Raw genomic sequence first — 18,931 nt, forward strand, 5'->3', positions numbered from 1 at the left:
ATTTCCAGCCGGACGGCTCATCTGCCGGCCCGGAAATTGCGGAAAAACAACACCCCGGAGCGATCGATCCGATTCCGCCGGATCGCGGGCCGCGCCAAGAGTCACGCTCAAGATAGGCGAGAATTGCTTAAAGACAATGTATCCGCGCTGAACCCGCCATTTTCGGCGTTCATTTGCCGCCGCGACGCGCCGGCGCCGGCGCCACCCGCCATCGCGGACCGCCTCGGCACAGCGCCGCCCCGATGCTCGCCTGACCGCCGGCGCGCAAGGTCGCGAGCAGGCGGTCGAGCGGCGGGCCGCCAGGCGCGGCCACGGGATCGACGCGCGCGATCATATCGAGCACCAGCCGCCTGACGAGTTCGTCCGGCAGGCCGGCGGGATCGAGGAGAAATGCCTCATCCTCCACCACGACGCGCTCTTCGGACAGCCGCGCGACCATCCAGGCCATCGCCGCCTCGGCATCGGCGAGATGGCTCGCGCTGGCCGCGACTGCCCGAACATCGATCCAGTCGCTCCCCGCAAGCGCGGCGCGCATGCGCACGCGATCGAATCGATCGTCATGGTTGGACGGGTCCGAAACCGGTTCGATCCCGGCCGCCTCCACGATCGCGACAAGCTCGCTGTGCCGCCATCCGAGCAGCGGGCGCAGCACGAAGCCATTGGCGCGGCGAATGCCGGCCAGCCCACCAAGGCCGGCGGAGCGGTTGAGCCGCATCAGCAGGGTTTCCGCCTGATCGTCGGCGTGATGCGCAGTCATCACGCAACCAGCACCATGGCGCGCGCGCCAGTTTTCGAGCAGGCCATAGCGCGCCGTCCGCGCCGCCGCCTGCAGCGATCCGGTGATGGGGGTCGCGGGCACCAGCGTCTCGTGCGCTATGCCCCGCCGCGCGCAGATCGCACCGACATACGCAGCCTCCGCCGCCGCTTCGGGGCGCAGACCATGGTCGACGGTGGCGGCGATCACCCGTTCCGGCCAGGCGGCGGCGGCGAGCAGCAGCAGCGCCAGGCTATCCGGACCGCCCGATACGGCGATGCCCACCGCCCCCGGCGGCGGCGACGCATCCGCGCCGAAACGCGCGACCAGATCGGGATCGGGAACCGGGCTCATCCGCCCGCCTTACCGCGATCGCGCGAAATGCCCCACTCCGATTATCGCGCGGGGCGGCAAGCCCGTGTCATTTGCACTTGGCGTCGGTACGCCCCTTGACCACCTGCGCCTTCAGGCTGGCCGACGCGGTTTCGCCATAGACGTCGTTGAATTCGTCGAACACCTTGCAGGCATCCGCCGGCTTCTTGAGCCTGGTGAGCGCGACGCCGAGATAATAGAGGCTGTCGGGCGCACGCTCGCCGCGCGGCTGCTTCTGGTAATTGTCATAGAAAGCGACCGAGGCGAGCGCGGGCTTGCCATCGTCCAGATACGCGCGGCCGAGCAGATTCTGCGCGAAGCTCCAGCGCTTGTGCTTGGGATATTTGTCGACCGTCGCCTTGAGCTGCGCCTGGGCCTGCGGATAGAATTTCGCCTCCCACAAGCGGAAGCCGTACAGATAGGCATCCTCGCCCGCATCGCCGGTATCGGGCTTCGCAACCGCCTCCAGCGCGGCCTGGCGATCCGCCGTCAGCTTGGGCGGCGCGGTGGTCGGCTTGCCGGCGGCCGGCGGCGTGACCGGCTTCATCGGCAGCGAGGTCGATGGCGGTTGGCCCGTTCCCTGCGCCGGGGCCGGAGACACCGGTACCCCCGCGCCCTCGAGCGCCTTCAGGCGCGTTTCGGTCTCGCCACGGAACCTGACGAACGCTTCGTCGAGCTGACGCAGCTTGAACGCGTTCTGCTCGCTCTGTCCCGTCAGCGTCTGGAGCTGCGCCTCAAGCGCGCTGACGCGCGCGGTCAAGTCGATGACGGGCGAACTCGCGGGCGTGCCGCTGGGCGTCGCCGGCTGCGCGTTCGGCGCGATCTCGGGCTCCAGGAACTGGCCGCTGCCGCCGGGGAAGACCTTGCGCTGGACGGCGCGCATTTCCTTTTCGAGCTTCTCGACGCGCGGCGCGAGCGTATTGGACTGGCTTTGCGCCTGAAGCGGCGCGGCGGCGGCTCCAGCGAGCAGAACCGCAACGATCATGAGCGTGCGCATGGTTTGAAATCCCCACCGGATCTTTTGGTAAACGCCCTTATAGGGGCAGGATTCGCTTGTCCTCAAGTCAGGGGCGGGCAGTGTTCGCCACCGGCTGGCTCGGGGATGGAGCGGGCTGGCCCGCCATGGGCGGCTGGGCCGGGCGCGCCGCCAGCGCCGCGGCGCTGATCGCGACGTCGCGGATCGTTTCCTGCGGCGGACCCAGCGGCGCGACCTCGCGGCCGCCGATGGTGACGCGCAGTGCATCGGGGCGGCCGGTCAGGATGCGGGGATCCTTGGCGGTGGTCGGCACCTGATAGCGCTCGCCCGGCTGCATTTCCTTTTCGAACAGGCGCTGCTCGCCGGCATCGCTGATCCGGAGCCACACCGTATCGGTCGCGGTCAGCACGACCTCTCCCGTGGCGGGCGCGGCGGCCTGAGTCGTGCGTGGCGCGGCGGTGTTGGCGGCCGTCGGCGCGTCGATCCTGTCCGTACCTGCCGCAAGCGCCGCCGGATCGCGGTCACCCAGGCCATTCATCAGCATCGTCCGCCAGACCGTATAGCCGCCCACGACCAGCAGGATGAGGATGACGAGCGTCCACGCCAGGGTGCGCGGCGGCACCCGGGCGGGATCGGCGGGTTCGAAATATTCGGGCGCGGCGCGACCACCCTGCGAGTTCAGTTCCGCGCGAACGTCGCGCGCGATCGCAACTTCGTCGAGATCGAGCGCGCGGGCATAGGATTTGGCGAAGCCGATACAGTAGGTGACACCGGGAAGCTCGTCATAGCGGCCCTGTTCCAGCGCCTCCAGGTGACGCAGCGGAATCCGCGTGCGCGTGGCGATATCCGCGGTCTCGAGCCCGGCGGCTCGGCGCGCATCGGCAAGGCGCTCGCCGACGCTCCGGGGAAACATCTCACCCTCCGCTTCGCTCATCCGGTCTTCAGGCTTTCCTGTTTGCGCCCAAGGCCCCGTCCGCCCCGCGCCCATGGGCCCGAAACGATCAGGGTCTCACTCTTGTTCGGCCGAAACCCGATTGACGTCACATGCGAAACGCGGCGCGTTTCCAGTTCGGACGATCACGCCCCGGCAGTTAATCCATGTCACATCCAGCACGCTGCAATGTCAATGGGATGACACGACACGACGTCGCGGTTGATCGCTCGATCAGGCGAGTTCGACGCTATGCGCCTGCGCCCAGTCCGACAGCTTCGCACGCAGATCGCCCGTCGGCGCGTCGAGCCACCCGGCGAGTTCGCCCTCGAGCGCGCCGCGATCGAGCGAGCGCAGCATCGCCTTGACGGGGCCGATCGCCGCCGGCGTGATCGAAAGCCGCTCGATGCCCAGGCCGATCAGCGCCATCGCCTCCAGCGGGCGCCCGCCCATTTCGCCGCAGACCGTGACCGGCACGCCCGCAGCGCGCGCGGGCACCACCACCCGCCGCAGGAAGCGCAGGATCGCCGGGCTCAGCCAGTCATAACGCTCGGCCAGCTTGGGATGGGCGCGATCGGCGGCGAACAGGAACTGGGTGAGATCGTTGGTGCCGATCGACAGGAAATCGAGCTTGGGCAGCAGGATATCGAGGCTTTCGGCGAGCGCCGGCACTTCGAGCATCGATCCGTAGCGGATCGCATGCGGCATCATCCGCCCCTGCGACGCCAGCCAGGCGCGCTGCGCCTCGAACAGCGCCTTGGCCTCGTCGAACTCCCAGGGTTCGGACACCATCGGGAACATCACGCTCAGCGTCCGCCCCGATGCCGCCTCGATCAGCGCGCGCGCCTGCACCTTCATCAGTCCGTCGCGGTCCATGGCCAGACGCAATGCGCGCCAGCCCATCGCCGGATTCTCCTCCTCATCGTCGCCGCTCTGGCGCAGATAGGGCAGCGCCTTGTCGCCGCCGATATCGACGGTGCGGAAGACCACGGTACGATCGCCGGCAGCGTCGAGCACCTCGCGGTAGAGTCGCTGCTGCTGTTGGCGCAGCGGCAGCGTGGCGGAGACGAGGAACTGGAATTCGGTACGGAACAGGCCGATGCCCTCCGCCCCGGTGACGTCGAGCGCGGCCACGTCGTCGCGCAGGCCGGCATTGACCATCAGCGTGATATGCGCGCCGTCCCTGGTGGTCGAAGGCTCGCCGCGCAGCGCGGCGAAGGCGGCGCGGCGCTTCTGGGTGAGCGAAAGCTTCGCGTCGAAGCTCTCCTCCATCTCGTCGGTCGGGCGGACATAGACCTCGCCCTGGGTGGTATCGAGCAGCAGCACGTCGCCGTCGCCGATCAGCCGGCGGACATTGGCGACGCGGCCAAGCACGGGCACGCCCATCGCCCGCGCGACGATGATGACGTGCGCGGTCAGCGACCCTTCCTCCAGGATCACGCCCTTCAGCCGCCGGCGATCATATTCGAGCAGTTCGGCCGGCCCCAGATTGCGCGCGATCAGGATCGTATCCTTGCGCAGGCCCAGTTGCGCCGCCGAACCGAGCTGGCCGGAAACGATGCGCAGCAGCCGGTTGGACAGATCCTCCAGATCGTGCATGCGATCGCGCAGCAACGGATCGTCGATCTGGCGCATGCGCATGCGCGTACGCTGCTGGACGCGCTCGATCGCCGCCTCGGCGGTCAGGCCGCTGTCGATCGCCTCGTTGATCCGCCGGCTCCAGCCTTCGTCATACGCGAACATGCGGTACATCTCGAGCACCTCCTGGTGCTCGCCGCCGCCGCCGAACTCGGCCTGGCTGGCCATGCGGTCGATCTGCTCGCGCATCTTGTCGAACGCCGAATAGACGCGGTGGCGCTCGGCCTCGATATCCTCGGCCACGGTATGTTCGATCACGACGCGCGGCTGGTGATAGACCGCGACGCCCGCCGCCATGCCCTCCACCAGCTTGAGCCCGGCCAGCCGCATCGCCTGGGTGTTGTTGACGCGGCCGACCGTCGTCGCATGCTCGTCGATCAGCCCGGCATTGGCGATCAGTTCGGAGAGCACCATCGCCACGGTCTGCAGCGCCTCGATCACGACATCGTCATATTTGCGCGGTTCGGCATGCTGGATCGAAAGCACGCCCACCGCGGCCTCGCGCCGGACGATCGGCACGCCCGCGAAGCTGTGGAACAGTTCCTCGCCGGTCTCGGGCTTATAGGCGAAATCGGGGTGGCTTGCCGCCTCGTCGAGATTGAGCGTCTCGACATGCTCGGCGATGGTGCCGACCAGCCCCTCACCCAGCGCCAGCTTGGTGACATGGACGGCTTCCTGCTTCAGGCCGCGCGTCGCGAACAGCTCGAGCACGCCGTCGCGCAACAGGTAGATCGAGCAGACCTCGCTATCGAGCGCCTCGCCGACGATGTTGACGACCTGGTTGAGCTTGGCCTGGGCGTTGGAACGCGCGGCCATGACATCGTGGAGCCGCGTGAGGATTTCGCGGGCCGAAGCGGTGGCGGATGGTGTCATGTCACCATCGGCTAACAGAAAGCGGGCAGGCGTGCCAGCGCCTCCCGTCGTCTTATCAAGCCGAATCGCGGGCGCGCACGAAGCAGGCGGTTCCCCTGGCCTTCAGCCGCTCGCAGACGCGCGCCGCTTCCCCCGATGTGTCGAAGCCGCCGGCGGCGATGCGGTGCAGCGTGCGGCCGTTCGCCTCGGCCCGGGTCTGGACGAGCGGGCGCCCTTCGAGCTCGTCGTTGCGCGCCACGATCTGCTGCCATGCGCTGCGCGCGGCATCGCCCGAAGCGACGGCGCCGAGCTGGACGACGAATGCGCCGGCATCGGCGGTCTGGACAGGTTTCGGGTTGGGCCTGGATGCCGAATCGACGGCGACAGCCGCCTTTGGCAGGGCCTTCGGAACCGCTGCCGCCGCCACGCGCCGGGGTTCGGCGACCGCCTTGCGCGGCGTTTCGGCGGCGACGCGCTGGGCGGCCGGCGCCTTCTGACCCTGGCCATCGCGCCAGCGCGCGGCATCGGCCTGATAATCGGCATAGGCATCGAAAAAGGCGAAGAAGGGCCGTTCGAGCCTTGCCAGCGCCGTGGGCGCGAAGGCGACAAGCTGTGTCGCATCCATCGCCACGGCCTCCGCACCCACGCCCATGGCGGCGCGGCAGAATGCGGGCTGAACCGGCGGAAGCGCGAAGAAATTATAGGTGCGTGTATTGTGCGCGTCGCGCACCGGCACCGCCTGGGCGCCGAAACGACGGCGATAATCGGCATCGATCGCCGCGTTGGTGGCCGACAGCAGCGCATTGTGCGTCGCCAGCATGCGGTTGTAATTCTGCAGCGCCGCCTGCGTGTCGGCATTCCGGCACGAAAGCGCCGCGACGTTGAGCGCCATGCGGACATGCCAGAGCGCTTCGCGCGGGCCGAGATCGCGATTGGGGGTGATCCGCTTGCCGTCCGGTCCGACGGCCGGAATGACGAGGCCCGGCGCAGCGCCCATCGGCGGCTGCGGGCGCGTCACGATATCGACCGAAACCGATTTGGGCGGCGTCGGCGCCAGCGCGACCCGGCTGCGCCCGCCGCATCCGGCCAGCACCAGCGTCAGCATCGCGGCCGCCAAAAACCCGTCCCTCTTTCGCATCTCGTCCTCCCGTTTCACTCGGAAACGCGGAGATGCTTGGGCTCAAATGGTTAACAGCCCCTAAACCATGCGATAAACGGAGGCGCGATCAGGCGGCCCGCGCTCCATATGCGATCTTCACATCCAAGATCGCTTCGCTCAAGCGCTGCGCGGGCTTATGCCAGAGCGCGATGAACGCGCCTCATTGCGCTCTGGCATTCAGCGCCTCGGCCGCTTCGGCCATCAAGGTCGCGATGATCTCGGCCACGGGCGCTTCATCCTTGACCATGCCGACCGACTGGCCCGCCATCAGCGATCCGTTCTCGACGTCACCATCGATCACCGCGCGGCGGAGCGCACCGGCCCAATAATGCTCGATCTCGAGCTGCGCCTCGGCCATCTCGACCTGACCCTCGTCAAGCTTCTGCGCGACCTCGCGCTGCTTGACGGTGAAGGCCTCGGTGCCCGCATTCTTGAGCGCACGCACGGGAATCACGGGCAGGCGCGCATCGATCTGGACGCTCGCGACGGCGTCGCGCGCGGATGCGCGGATGAACGCCTTCTTGAAATTGGCGTGGGCAATACTTTCGGTCGCACAGACGAACCGCGTGCCGAGCTGGACGCCGGCGGCGCCCATGTCGAGATAGCCGGCGATCGCCTGCCCTTTGCCGATGCCGCCGGCCACGAACACCGGCAGCTGATCGGCGATCTCGGGCAGCATTTCCTGCGCGAGCACGCTGGTCGAAACCGGGCCGATATGGCCGCCGGCTTCCATGCCCTCGATCACCAGCGCGTCGACGCCAGAGCGGATCAGCTTCTTGGCGAGCGCGAGCGCGGGCGCGAAACAGATCAGCCTGGCGCCATTGGCCTTGATCGCATCCAGGCTGCCCGCGGGCGGCAGGCCGCCGGCCAGCACGACATGGCTGACCTGATGACGCTTGCAGACCTCGATCAGTTCGAACAGATCGGGATGCATGGTGATCAGGTTGACGCCGAACGGCTTGTCGGTGAGCGCGCGGGTCGCCGCGATCTCGGCATCGAGCAAAGCGGGCGTCATCGCGCCGCACGCGATCACGCCGAAACCGCCGGCATTGGAGATGGCCGAGACGAGATTGCGCTCCGAAACCCAACTCATCGCGCCGCCCAATATGGCGACCTCGCACCCCAGGAATTCCGCGCCGCGCGCCATGCGCCGGGCCAGTCGTTGCTGGCCGATCGTCTCGCTGCTCATTCAGTCCATCCAATCGCGGTTAACGAGGGTTCGAGGGCATTACACGTCGCCTCGCATCCTGATAAGGTGCTGGCAATAGGGAGAGAGCCCCATGCAAGGCTTTTTGACGATCGGCCTTTCGATCCTGGTCAATGCGAGCATCGTAGCGGGCATGTTCCCCGAACAACGATCGAGTGCCGTACCGTATCAAATCTTCGCTTGCGGGCCGACAGGCCCGTTCACGCATGCCAGCCGAACCTTCAACAGAGTCGATCGTATCGACTTGCCGTATCTGGCCTCTCTCAATGAAGTGTTCGGCTTGGATTTCAGCAAATTCGAAGGCCGGCGAAACCGTTAGGCTTCGATCGCCTCGGGCGCGTCGAGCCCATAGGCGGTGTGCAGCACGCGAACCGCGAGTTCGGCATAATCCTCTTCGATCAGCACGGAGACCTTGATCTCCGACGTCGCGATCGCCTGGATGTTGATGCCGCGCCCCGCCAGCGCCTGGAACATCGTCGATGCCACACCGGCATGGCTGCGCATGCCGACGCCGACCACCGAGACCTTGCAGATCTTGGTGTCGTGCTTCATCTCGACATAACCGATCGTGTCGCGCGACTTGGTCAGCGCGTCGATCGCGCGGGCGAGTTCGGCGCCGGGCACGGTGAAGGTCACGTCGGTCGATCCCGTCTCGTGCGCGATGTTCTGCACGATCACGTCGACATTGATGTTCGCGTCCGCCAGCGGCGCGAAGATCGATGCCACCGCGCCCGGCCGATCGGGCACTTCGGTCAGCGTGATCTTCGCTTCATTCTTGTCCAGCGCGATGCCGGTGATGCGTTGCCGTTCCATTTCGCTTTCCTCGATCTCGTCCTCGCCGACGATCAACGTGCCGGGTGTGACATTGTCCGTCGGCGGCTCGAAGGAGGAGAGCACCTGGACGCGCACCTGTTCCTTCATCGCCAGCCCGACCGAGCGGGTCTGGAGCACCTTGGCGCCCACGCTCGCCAGCTCCAGCATCTCCTCATAGGTCACCTTCGCGAGCTTGCGCGCGCGCGGGACGATGCGGGGATCGGTGGTATAGACGCCGTCGACATCGGTATAGATGTCGCAGCGATCGGCCTTGACGGCGGCGGCGACGGCGACGGCCGACGTGTCCGATCCGCCACGGCCCAGCGTGGTCACGCGGCCGTCCGCGCCCATGCCCTGGAAACCCGGGATCACTGCGACCTCGCCCGCGGCCATGCCGGCGATCAGCGCTTCGGTGTCGATCGTCTCGATCCGGGCGGAAGCATGCGCCGAATCGGTGTGGATGGGCAATTGCCAGCCGAGCCAGCTCCGCGCCTTCACGCCCATATTCTGGAGCACGATCGCCAGCAGGCCCGACGTCACCTGCTCGCCCGAGGCGACGACGACATCATATTCCCTGGGATCGTAGAGCGAGGAGGCTTCGCGACAGAAGCCGACGAGCCGGTCCGTATCGCCCGCCATCGCCGAAACGACGACCGCGACTTCGTTGCCCAGCTCGACCTCGTGCTTCACGCGCGCGGCGACCACGCGAATTCGCTCGATCCCCGCCATGGAGGTACCGCCGAACTTCATCACGATGCGGGCCATTGCGCGTTCCCGATGCTGAGAGAAAATGCCCTCTGGATCGAAGGCGCGGCCCTGATAATGAGGGGACATGACGAACGCAAGCACTGGCGAAAACATCGGCGCAATAACCATCGATCCGCAGGAAGCCGCGCATTTCGGCGCGCTGGCGAAGGATTGGTGGGATCCCAGGGGCAGTTCGGCGATGCTGCACCGGCTGAACCCCGTGCGACTGGCCTATATCCGCGAGGCGATCGACCGCCACTGGCATGTCGACGAGGCGGCGCTGAAGCCGCTGGCGGGCAAGACCGCGCTCGATGTCGGCTGCGGCGCGGGGCTGTTGTGCGAACCGCTCGCCCGGCTCGGCGCACAGGTGACGGGCGTGGACGCGGCGCCGGAGAATGCGGCGGCCGCGCGGCTTCATGCCGAAGGGCAGGGCCTTGCCATCGACTATCGCGCCGGCGAACTCGAAACGCTGGGCGATGCCCGGTTCGACCTCGTCACTTCGCTGGAGGTGATCGAGCATGTCACCGATCCGGCCGCCTTCGTCGCCGGCCTCGCGGCCAGGCTGGCGCCGGGCGGGCTGATGATCCTCTCCACCCCCAATCGCACGACGCTGTCGCGCCTGGCGATGGTGACGGTGGCGGAGGGAATCGGCCAGATCCCCAAGGGCACGCACGACTGGAACAAGTTCCTGACGCCCGAGGAACTCACGGCGCTGCTGGAGACTGCGGGATTGACCGTCTCCGACCTGCGCGGCCTGAGCGTCTCGCCGGGGCGCGGCTTCATCCTGTCGGAGAATGTGTCGCTGGACTATCTGCTGACGGCGGTGTGGGGGTAGAAACCCATTTACCTGTCATTCCCGCGCACGCGGGAATCCAGTACGATGTTGGTTTCAAACCAAGTCGTCGAACAGATCGCTCCATTCGGGATTGTCCCGTTCGATCAGGTCCAGCTTCCATGCACGACGCCATTTCTTGAGCGCCTTTTCGCGCGCAATAGCCAAGTGGACATCGCCAAATTCTTCGACATGGACCAGCCTGGTCACGCCATATCGTTTCGTGAATCCTTCGGCCGTGCCGTTACGATGTTGGTGAATGCGCTGAGCGAGCGATCCGGTCACGCCGATATAGAGCGTCCCATTGCGGTCGCTGGCCAGGATGTAGACATGATACAGGTTGCCCACGACCGGCATCGTACTGGATTCCCGCGTGCGCGGGAATGACATCAAAGAGTAGAAGCCACCCTCAAAAATCCGGCTTGTCGTAATGCGCGGGCGGCTGGATGCCCTCCATGCGTTCCGACAGCAAGGGCCGGAAACCCGGGCGCGACTTGAGGCCGGCATACCAGCGGCGCGCCTGTTCATGCCCCTTGAAATCGATGCCGCCCAGATAGTCGGCGACCGAAAGATGCGCCGCCGCGGACAGATCGGCCAGGCTGAGCGTCGCGCCAGCCAGCCAGGTGCGGTGATCGAGCAGATAATCGAGATAATCGAGATGGCGATGCGCGTTCTTCATCGCTTCGCGCAGGATCCGCGCATCGGGCGTCGAGCGATGGACGAGGCGCTTGGTCATCCGCTCGAACATCAAAGGTGCGGTGACGTCACCGTAGAATTGCTGATCGCACCACGCGACGAGCCGACGGATTTCCGCGCGGTTGGGCGCGGTGCCGTTGATCATCGGCGCCTTTTCGACGGTCTCCTCGAAATATTCGCAGATCGCGCCCGAATCCATCAGGACGAGCGCCTTTTCGGTCTCGACGATCACCGGGGTCTGCCCGGCCGGATTCAGATCGAAGAATTCGTCGCGCCGTTCCCAGGGATTCTCGCGGACGAGATCATAGCCGATCCCCTTCTCCCCCAAGAGAAGGCGGACCTTGCGTGAGAACGGACAAAGGGGGAACTGGAAGAGCTGCCACATGCGGGCGCGACCTTAGAGCCTGTTCAGCGGAGGTGGAAGCGGGCTCTTGTCAAATAGTTGGGCCGCGACGCCTCAATTGTCCCAATCCTCGTCGTCATAATCGTCGCGGTGCGGCGGCGGAACGTCGTTGCGATAGGCCGGGCCGCGATCATCGGGATTCCTCAGCCGATGCTTGATGTTCGCCAGCCGTGCGCGCAGTTCGGGCAGCATCGCCGAGAATTCGCCGGCCATGACGCCGGCCGCGCGGGTGGCGCGTCGGGTATCGTCGTGGATGCGCGCCTCGAAATTCGGGTCGTCGCGGGAAATACGGTCGCGCAGCGTATCGTTGCGCCGCGCGTCCGAGAACGGATTGACCGCGCGTTCGACCGCGCCGACGCGCGTGTCGAGCAGCGCCGCCACCGCATCCGACACCCGGTTCGCGACGCCTTCCTGCACGATCGGGCTGTCGAGCGCAGCCGCGACATCGGCGGGCGCGGGCCGCTGCGCCAGCGCGGGCGTGGCGGCGAGAAAGGCAAGAACGGGCACGAACAGGTAACGCATGACAATCTCCGTTACAGCGATCGCCGTAAAGGGCAGCCTGCGACTCTAGATACAGCAATCTGAGCCTCGCGTGAACGGCGGTGTGGCCGGTTCCGCGCGACTTTTACCCTGTCATTCCGGCGAAAGCCGGAATCTTCTTCGACATCGGGCACGAGATTCCGGCTTTCGCCGGAATGACGAAGAAAAAGGGAGAAGGCGGCGCTACCCTATTCCGCCGCGACCAGATCCTCGTTCGCGGCGCCCAGCGGATGTTCGAGACGGTCGATCATCTCGCGCGGGCAGACCTGCCAGAACGCGCCGCGCGTGCGATCCCAATCGTCGAGCAGCGCGTTCGACCAGCGGCTGTCGGTCGCGACCGCATGTTCCGCGATCAGCGATTTCAGCCGGGCTTCCCAATAGGGAGAGGCCAGCCGCTGCCAGATGATGCTGTCGGGATTGGCCAGGCGTTCGAAATCGCCGCGCTCGTCATAGACGAACGCCATGCCGCCCGTCATGCCCGCGCCGAAATTCTTGCCGACCGCGCCCAGGATCACAGCGGTTCCGCCGGTCATATATTCGCAGCCATTGGCGCCGCAGCCCTCGACCACCACGGTCGCGCCCGAATTGCGCACCGCGAACCGCTCGCCCGCCTGGCCCGCCGCGAACAATTTGCCCGAGGTCGCACCGTAGAGGACGGTGTTGCCGATGATCGTGTTGGCATGGCTGTCGAGCGGCGAACTGACCATCGGCCGCACCGCGATGATGCCGCCCGAAAGCCCCTTGCCAACATAGTCGTTGGCATCGCCGAACACTTCCAGCGTGACGCCCTTGCACAGGAAGGCACCGAGCGACTGGCCCGCCGATCCGCGCAGGCGGACCTGGACATGGCCGTCGGCGAGCGTCGACATGCCGTAGCGGCGGACGATCTCCGACGAGAAGCGCGTGCCCACCGCGCGATGCGTGTTGCGCACCGTATAGGTGAGCTGCATCTTCTCGCGCCGTTCGAACACCGCCTTGGCATCCGAGATCATCTGCGCGTCGAGGCTGTCAGGCACCTCGTTGCGGAAACCCTCGATATTGAAGCGGCGCTTGTCGTCGTCCGCATCGACCTTCGCCAGGATCGGGTTGAGATCGAGATCGTCGAGATGCTCGGCGCCGCGGCTGACCTGGCGGAGCAGTTCGGTACGGCCGACGATCTCGTCGAGGCTGCGCACGCCCAGCCGCGCCAGGATCTCGCGCACTTCCTCCGCGATGAAGGTCATCAGGTTGATCACCTTCTCCGGCGTGCCGACGAACTTGGAGCGCAACGCCTCGTCCTGCGTGCAGACGCCGACCGGGCAGGTGTTGGAGTGGCACTGGCGGACCATGATGCAGCCCATCGCCACCAGCGAGAGTGTGCCGATGCCGAATTCCTCGGCGCCCAGGATCGCGGCGATGACGATGTCGCGCCCGGTCTTGAGGCCGCCATCGGTGCGCAGCTTCACGCGGTGGCGAAGCCCGTTGAGCGTCAACACCTGATTGACTTCGGACAGGCCCATTTCCCAGGGCGTGCCGGCATATTTGACCGAGGTCTGCGGGCTGGCGCCGGTGCCGCCGACATGGCCGGCGACCAGGATGACGTCGGCATGCGCCTTCGCCACGCCCGCCGCGACGGTGCCGATGCCCGCCGACGAGACAAGTTTCACGCAGACGCGCGCGCGCGGATTGATCTGCTTCAGATCGTAGATGAGCTGCGCCAGATCCTCGATCGAATAGATGTCGTGGTGCGGCGGCGGCGAGATCAGCGTCACGCCCGGTGTCGCATGGCGCAGCTTGGCGATGAACTCGGTCACCTTGAAGCCGGGCAGCTGGCCGCCCTCGCCGGGCTTGGCGCCCTGCGCCACCTTGATCTCGATCTCTTCGCAGGCGCCGAGATATTCGGCGGTGACGCCGAACCGGCCCGACGCGATCTGCTTGATCACCGAATTGGCGTTGTCGCCATTCTCGTACGGCGTGTAGCGCGCGCTGTCCTCGCCGCCCTCGCCCGACACCGCCTTGGCGCCGATCCGGTTCATCGCGATCGCCAGCGTCTCGTGCGCCTCGGGCGAAAGCGCGCCCAGCGACATGCCCGGCGTCACGAAGCGCTTGCGGATCTCGGTGATCGCCTCGACCTCGTCGATCGCGATCGCTTCGCGCGCATAGTTGAACTCGATCAGGTCGCGCAGATAGACCGGCGGCAGATCGCGCACGCCGCGCGCGAATTGCAGATAGGTCGAATAGCTGTCGGTCGCGACCGCGGTCTGCAGCAGATGCATGAGCTGCGCCGAATAGGCATGCGTCTCGCCGCCATGGCGCTGGCGATAGAAACCGCCGATCGGCAGGGTGACCACGGCGGGGTCATAGGCGGCATCATGGCGCAGCACCGCGTTCAGATGCAGCGAAGAATAACCCTCGCCCGAGATCTTCGCCGGCATGCCTGGGAAGAAATCGTTGACCAGCGCGCGCGACAGGCCGACCGCTTCGAAATTATAGCCGCCGCGATAGCTGGAGATCACCGCGATCCCCATTTTCGACATGATCTTGAGCAGACCGTCATCGACCGCCTTTTTGTGGCGCTTCAGGCATTCCGCGAAAGAGAAGCCCGCGAACAGGCCGCGCGCGTGGCGATCGGCGATCGCGGCTTCGGCCAGATAGGCGTTCACCGTCGTCGCACCGACGCCGATCAGCACCGCATAATAATGGGTATCGAGGCATTCGGCCGTGCGGATGTTGATCGATGCGTAGGAACGCAGGCCGCGCCGCACGAGATGCGTGTGGACGGCGGCCGCCGCGAGAACGCCGGCGATGCCGACGCGATCCGCGCCGATGCGCTCGTCGGTCAGGAACAGTTCGCTGCGCCCTTCGCGCACCGCCTGCTCGGCCTCGGCACGGATGCGCTGGATCGCGGCGCGCATGTCGTCGGCGGTGCCGCCGGCGGCGAATGTGCAGTCGATCTCCGCCGCCTGGCTGGCGAAGTGCGATTTCAGGCTCTGCCAGTCGGCACAGGTGAGCACGGGCGAATCGAGCACGAGCACGCCATCCTGCCGCACGCCCGAATCGAGGATGTTGGCGAGGTTCCCGAACCGCGTCTTCAGGCTCATCACCTGGGTTTCGCGCAGCGAATCGATCGGCGGGTTGGTGACCTGGCTGAAATTCTGGCGGAAGAACTGGCTGATGATCCGGGGCTTGTCCGAAATCACGGCGAGCGGGGTATCGTCGCCCATCGAGCCCACGGCTTCCTTGGCATCCTCCACCATCGGCGCCAGGATCAGCTCCATATCCTCCAGCGTCTGCCCGGCCGCCACCTGGCGCCGGGTAAGATCGGCGCGCTCGTAACGCGGCGTCGCCCAACCCGGCTCGCAGCCCTCAGGCGCGCCCGGCAGATCGTCCAGCGTCAGGAAGCGGCCGACCATCTCGGCATAGGGCCGTTCGCCGGCGATGCGATCCTTGATCGCGCGATCGGCGTAGAGCGTGCCGCTGTCGAGATCGACCGCGATCATCTGGCCGGGGCCGAGCCGCCCCTTTTCGACGATCGCGCTTTCGGGAACGACGACCATGCCGGTCTCCGATCCGACGATCAGCAGATTGTCGACGGTGCGGGTGTAGCGCAGCGGCCGCAGCGCGTTCCTGTCCATGCCGGCGACCGCCCAGCGGCCATCGGTCATCGCAAGTGCCGCCGGCCCGTCCCATGGCTCCATCACCGATGCGAGATACTGGTACATCGCCCGGTGCGCCTCAGGCATGTCGTCATCGGCCTGCCAGGCTTCGGGCACCAGCATCAGCTTGGCGGTGGGCGCATCGCGGCCGGAACGGCAGATCGCCTCGAACACCGCGTCGAGCGCCGCCGTGTCCGACGCGCCCGCCGGGATCACCGGCTTGATATCTTCCGATTGCTCGCCGAACGCGATGCTGGCCATCTTGATCTCGTGGCTCTTCATCCAGTTCTTGTTGCCGCGGATCGTGTTGATCTCGCCATTATGCGCGAGATTGCGGAAGGGCTGGGCCAGCCACCATTGCGGGAAGGTGTTGGTCGAATAACGCTGGTGGAAGATCGCGATGCGGCTTTCGAAACGCTCGTCGACCAGATCGGGATAGAAGACCGACAGGCTCTCCGCGAGGAACAGTCCCTTGTAGATGATCGACCGGCACGACAGCGAGCACACATAGAAGCCCGAGATCTGCGCCTCGATCACCTTCTTCTCGATCCGCCGGCGGACGAGATAGAGTTCCTTTTCGAATTCGGCGACGTCCTGCGCGTCGGGAAGGGGCCCGGCGATCATGATCTGTTCGATCTCGGGGCGGGTTTCCTGTGCCTTGCGGCCGATCACCGAAACGTCGACGGGCACCTGGCGCCAGCCATAGATGGTATAGCCGGCGCTGATGATCTCGCTTTCCACGATGGTGCGGCACGTTTCCTGCGCGCCCAGATCGGTGCGCGGCAGGAAGATCATGCCGACCGCGAGGCGGTTCGGCAGCGGGCGGTGGCCCGAATCGACGATCGCATCGTCGAAGAAGCGCATGGGCAGGTCGACATGGATGCCGGCGCCGTCGCCGGTCTTGCCGTCGGCATCGACCGCGCCGCGATGCCAGACCGCCTTCAGCGCATCGATCGCGGAGGCGACGACGCGGCGCGAGGGGCGCCCGTCGGTGGCCGCGACCAGGCCGACGCCGCAGGCATCGCTTTCGAATTCGGGGCGATACATGCCGACTTCGGCGATGCGCGCGCGTTCCGCTTCGCTGGCCATCAGATCAGTGCGCTTCGTCATGGGCCTCGCCCTCCTCGACCTCGGCATCCTCGCGATCGCGAAGATCCTTTTCCTTCACCCCCAGCAGCGCCGCGAGCTTTTCGCGTTCCGCCTTGCTCAGTTCGGAGCTCTTGCGCGGCGGCGGCAGATGCGCGGTGGCGTCCTTCATCGCCTTCATGAAATCCGGCATCTTCTTCATCATCTCGGGCATCATGGTCTGCATCTCGCCCATGACTTCCGGATCCATGTAGAGCAGCATCGATTCGGCGGCGTAGACGCTGCCCGTGGGCGTCGCGAAGAAGCGATCGAGATCGGCGAGCTGCGCGGCGCTGAACTTGCGGGCGTAGGCGCGGGTGAGCCCGGCCTGGAAACGCGGCTCCATCTCCGTCATCAGCCCGGTCATAGAATCCATCATCGCGCGCATGCCCACCTGGGTCCGCTCGCGGAAATGCGGATCGTAGATCGCCATGATCTCGGCGATCGAGGTCTTGTCCATCTCCGCGACCTTTTCGGGATCGAGCCCGCCGAGCCGCGCGATCTCCCCCACCGGCATGTCGAGCACGCCGTCCATCATGGTGCCCATGAGCTTGTCCATGGTCTCGCCCATCATGCGCTTGTACGTGCCGGCGGGAAAAACCCGGGCGACAACGGCGCGCGCGGCTTCGAGCTGCGCGGGCGCGATCGGCGTCGCGACCGGGACCGGAGCAGGCGCGGGCTGCGCCTGAAGCGCCACGGGCGCCACCGCGAGCATCGCCGCGCCCAGCATGGTCATGCGCCGCATCATGCGATCTCCTTCGCGCGTTCGGCCGGCAGTTTCGCCTTCGCCTTCAGATAGGCGTGCATATGATCGGCGACGTCGCGGCCGTCGCGGATCGCCCAGACGACCAGGCTGGCGCCGCGCACGATATCGCCGGCCGCGAACACGCCGTCGAGCGAGGTCTGCATCGTCTTGTGATCGACGCGCAGCGTGCCCCAGCGCGTCACCGACAATTCCTCCGCGCCGAACAGGCGCGGCAGATCCTCCGCATCGAAGCCCAGCGCCTTCACGACCATATCGGCCTCCAGCCGGAATTCGCTGCCCGGATCGGGCTCCGGCGCGCGGCGGCCCGACGCATCGGGGGCACCCAGCCGCATCTTCGTGGCGCGCACGCCCGAAACCGCGTCGGTTCCGTCGAACGCCTCGGGCGCGGAGAGCCAGACGAACTCGACGCCCTCCTCCTCGGCATTGCGCACTTCGTTCTGCGATCCGGGCATATTGGCGCGATCGCGGCGATAGAGGCATTTCACCGATTTCGCGCCCTGGCGCACCGCAGTGCGGACGCAATCCATCGCGGTATCGCCGCCGCCGATGACGACGACAGTCTTGCCCGCCGCATCGAGCGCGCCGCTTTCGAATTCAGGCACCGCGTCGCCGAAGCTCTTGCGGTTGGAGGCGATCAGATAATCGAGCGATTCGATCACGCCCGGCGCGCCGACGCCCGGCGCCTTGATCGCGCGCGCCTTGTAGACGCCGGTGGCGACGAGCAGCGCATCGTGCCGCTCGCGCAGCTCGCCCAGCGTCGCATCGCGCCCGACCTCGAAACCCTGGTGGAAGACGATGCCGCCGGCCGCGAGCCGCTCGACCCGGCGCATCACCACGGGCTTTTCCAGCTTGAAGCCGGGAATGCCATAGGTCAGCAGCCCGCCCGCGCGATCGTGCCGATCATAGACATGCACGTCATATCCCTGGCGGCGGAGCAGTTCGGCGGTGGTGAGCCCCGCCGGCCCCGCGCCGATGATGCCGACCGACTGGCCGCGATCCTTGCCGGGCACCAGCGGTTCCACCCAGCCTTCTTCCCAGGCGGTATCGGTGATGAATTTTTCGACCGAGCCGATCGTGACCGCGCCGTGGCCGGAGAATTCGATGACGCAATTGCCCTCGCACAGCCGGTCCTGCGGGCAGATGCGGCCGCAGATCTCCGGCATGGTCGATGTGCTGTTGCTGAGCTCGAACGCTTCGCGCAGCCGCCCCTCCGCCGTCAGGCGCAGCCAATCGGGGATATGATTGTGCAGCGGGCAATGGACCGAGCAATAGGGCACGCCGCATTGCGAGCAGCGCGCCGACTGTTCCTCCGCCTTCACCACTTCATATTTGCGCGCGATCTCGCGGAAATCGGCGGCGCGTTCGGCCGCATCGCGCTTCGGCGGATAGGCCTGAGCGCGCCCTACGAATTTCAGCATTGGATTGTCGGCCATGAAGCGTCCCCGATCTTTGCCGGAGTCGCCATAGCGCGAAAATCGGCGGAGT

15 protein-coding genes are annotated in these 18,931 nt (G+C 66.5%); 2 read left to right on the forward strand and 13 right to left on the reverse strand.

From position 1 onward, the window contains the following. Positions 1–169: 169 nt before the first annotated feature. The 6 genes from tilS to K7G82_RS19965 form a co-directional block, all read right to left on the reverse strand. Positions 170–1,108, reverse strand: coding sequence for a tRNA lysidine(34) synthetase TilS (gene tilS / locus K7G82_RS19940; protein ID WP_222991681.1), 939 nt, complete (start codon positions 1,106–1,108; stop codon positions 170–172). A 67-nt stretch (positions 1,109–1,175) separates the two neighbouring features. Next, entirely contained in the window at positions 1,176–2,123 is a 948-nt protein-coding gene (locus K7G82_RS19945) for a tetratricopeptide repeat protein (RefSeq protein WP_246623715.1), read from the reverse strand. A 67-nt stretch (positions 2,124–2,190) separates the two neighbouring features. After that, complete coding sequence (locus tag K7G82_RS19950; protein ID WP_222991682.1) at positions 2,191–3,036, reverse strand: helix-turn-helix domain-containing protein; 846 nt, start codon at positions 3,034–3,036, stop codon at positions 2,191–2,193. Between the two features lie 231 nt (positions 3,037–3,267). Next, positions 3,268–5,544 (reverse strand): phosphoenolpyruvate--protein phosphotransferase, encoded by a 2,277-nt coding sequence (ptsP, locus tag K7G82_RS19955; RefSeq protein WP_222991683.1) that lies wholly within the window; start codon positions 5,542–5,544, stop codon positions 3,268–3,270. Between the two features lie 55 nt (positions 5,545–5,599). Then, complete coding sequence (locus tag K7G82_RS19960; RefSeq protein WP_222991684.1) at positions 5,600–6,661, reverse strand: SPOR domain-containing protein; 1,062 nt, start codon at positions 6,659–6,661, stop codon at positions 5,600–5,602. Between the two features lie 181 nt (positions 6,662–6,842). Continuing rightward, positions 6,843–7,871, reverse strand: coding sequence for an NAD(P)H-dependent flavin oxidoreductase (locus K7G82_RS19965; RefSeq protein WP_222991685.1), 1,029 nt, complete (start codon positions 7,869–7,871; stop codon positions 6,843–6,845). Positions 7,872–7,962: 91 nt separating this feature from the next. Here K7G82_RS19965 and K7G82_RS19970 point away from each other — a divergent pair, with 91 nt between their 5' ends. Next, entirely contained in the window at positions 7,963–8,208 is a 246-nt protein-coding gene (locus K7G82_RS19970; RefSeq protein WP_222991686.1) for a hypothetical protein, read from the forward strand. On the opposite strand, the gene K7G82_RS19975 is transcribed toward K7G82_RS19970, so the two are convergent. Next, the gene (locus tag K7G82_RS19975; protein ID WP_222991687.1) at positions 8,205–9,467 is read right to left on the reverse strand and encodes an aspartate kinase; all 1,263 of its coding nucleotides are present in this window, start codon (positions 9,465–9,467) and stop codon (positions 8,205–8,207) included. The two genes, K7G82_RS19970 and K7G82_RS19975, sit on opposite strands and share 4 nt — an antisense overlap. Before the next feature lie 67 nt (positions 9,468–9,534). Between K7G82_RS19975 and ubiG the strand changes: the two genes are divergently transcribed. Continuing rightward, the gene (ubiG, locus tag K7G82_RS19980; RefSeq protein ID WP_222991688.1) at positions 9,535–10,284 is read left to right on the forward strand and encodes a bifunctional 2-polyprenyl-6-hydroxyphenol methylase/3-demethylubiquinol 3-O-methyltransferase UbiG; all 750 of its coding nucleotides are present in this window, start codon (positions 9,535–9,537) and stop codon (positions 10,282–10,284) included. A gap of 54 nt (positions 10,285–10,338) precedes the next feature. Here ubiG and K7G82_RS19985 read toward each other — a convergent pair whose 3' ends face one another. The 6 genes from K7G82_RS19985 to K7G82_RS20010 form a co-directional block, all read right to left on the reverse strand. Further along, positions 10,339–10,638 carry a GIY-YIG nuclease family protein gene (locus K7G82_RS19985; RefSeq protein WP_222991689.1) on the reverse strand — a complete coding sequence of 100 codons (300 nt, stop codon included), beginning with the start codon at positions 10,636–10,638 and terminating at the stop codon, positions 10,339–10,341. 52 nt (positions 10,639–10,690) lie between these two features. Continuing rightward, entirely contained in the window at positions 10,691–11,362 is a 672-nt protein-coding gene (locus tag K7G82_RS19990) for a glutathione S-transferase family protein (RefSeq protein WP_222991690.1), read from the reverse strand. A gap of 72 nt (positions 11,363–11,434) precedes the next feature. Then, positions 11,435–11,902 (reverse strand): hypothetical protein, encoded by a 468-nt coding sequence (locus K7G82_RS19995; RefSeq protein WP_222991691.1) that lies wholly within the window; start codon positions 11,900–11,902, stop codon positions 11,435–11,437. 206 nt (positions 11,903–12,108) lie between these two features. Continuing rightward, complete coding sequence (gene gltB, locus K7G82_RS20000) at positions 12,109–16,665, reverse strand: glutamate synthase large subunit (protein WP_222991692.1); 4,557 nt, start codon at positions 16,663–16,665, stop codon at positions 12,109–12,111. Beyond that, entirely contained in the window at positions 16,649–17,428 is a 780-nt protein-coding gene (locus K7G82_RS20005; RefSeq protein ID WP_222991693.1) for a DUF2059 domain-containing protein, read from the reverse strand. Before K7G82_RS20005 ends, gltB begins: the two co-directional genes overlap by 17 nt. Further along, on the reverse strand, positions 17,425–18,879 hold the full coding sequence (locus tag K7G82_RS20010) for an NAD(P)-dependent oxidoreductase (protein ID WP_222991694.1): 1,455 nt from the start codon (positions 18,877–18,879) through the stop codon (positions 17,425–17,427). The genes K7G82_RS20005 and K7G82_RS20010 overlap by 4 nt, the downstream gene beginning before the upstream one ends. Positions 18,880–18,931: the final 52 nt, after the last annotated feature.

Source organism: Sphingomonas colocasiae, from assembly GCF_019880585.1.
In the GTDB taxonomy this organism is placed as follows: Bacteria; Pseudomonadota; Alphaproteobacteria; order Sphingomonadales; family Sphingomonadaceae; genus Sphingobium_A; species Sphingobium_A colocasiae.

What these genes read in the sequence shown, in the direction of transcription:
- gltB (WP_222991692.1), bottom strand. Translation starts at nt 16,665, where the DNA reads ATGACGAAGCGCACTGATCTGATGGCCAGCGAAGCGGAACGCGCGCGC.
- K7G82_RS19975 (WP_222991687.1), bottom strand. Translation starts at nt 9,467, where the DNA reads ATGGCCCGCATCGTGATGAAGTTCGGCGGTACCTCCATGGCGGGGATC.
- K7G82_RS20010 (WP_222991694.1), bottom strand. Translation starts at nt 18,879, where the DNA reads ATGGCCGACAATCCAATGCTGAAATTCGTAGGGCGCGCTCAGGCCTAT.
- ubiG (WP_222991688.1), top strand. Translation starts at nt 9,535, where the DNA reads ATGACGAACGCAAGCACTGGCGAAAACATCGGCGCAATAACCATCGAT.
- K7G82_RS19970 (WP_222991686.1), top strand. Translation starts at nt 7,963, where the DNA reads ATGCAAGGCTTTTTGACGATCGGCCTTTCGATCCTGGTCAATGCGAGC.
- K7G82_RS19990 (WP_222991690.1), bottom strand. Translation starts at nt 11,362, where the DNA reads ATGTGGCAGCTCTTCCAGTTCCCCCTTTGTCCGTTCTCACGCAAGGTC.
- tilS (WP_222991681.1), bottom strand. Translation starts at nt 1,108, where the DNA reads ATGAGCCCGGTTCCCGATCCCGATCTGGTCGCGCGTTTCGGCGCGGAT.
- K7G82_RS19995 (WP_222991691.1), bottom strand. Translation starts at nt 11,902, where the DNA reads ATGCGTTACCTGTTCGTGCCCGTTCTTGCCTTTCTCGCCGCCACGCCC.
- K7G82_RS19985 (WP_222991689.1), bottom strand. Translation starts at nt 10,638, where the DNA reads ATGCCGGTCGTGGGCAACCTGTATCATGTCTACATCCTGGCCAGCGAC.
- ptsP (WP_222991683.1), bottom strand. Translation starts at nt 5,544, where the DNA reads ATGACACCATCCGCCACCGCTTCGGCCCGCGAAATCCTCACGCGGCTC.
- K7G82_RS19950 (WP_222991682.1), bottom strand. Translation starts at nt 3,036, where the DNA reads ATGAGCGAAGCGGAGGGTGAGATGTTTCCCCGGAGCGTCGGCGAGCGC.
- K7G82_RS20005 (WP_222991693.1), bottom strand. Translation starts at nt 17,428, where the DNA reads ATGATGCGGCGCATGACCATGCTGGGCGCGGCGATGCTCGCGGTGGCG.
- K7G82_RS19945 (WP_246623715.1), bottom strand. Translation starts at nt 2,123, where the DNA reads ATGCGCACGCTCATGATCGTTGCGGTTCTGCTCGCTGGAGCCGCCGCC.
- K7G82_RS19965 (WP_222991685.1), bottom strand. Translation starts at nt 7,871, where the DNA reads ATGAGCAGCGAGACGATCGGCCAGCAACGACTGGCCCGGCGCATGGCG.
- K7G82_RS19960 (WP_222991684.1), bottom strand. Translation starts at nt 6,661, where the DNA reads ATGCGAAAGAGGGACGGGTTTTTGGCGGCCGCGATGCTGACGCTGGTG.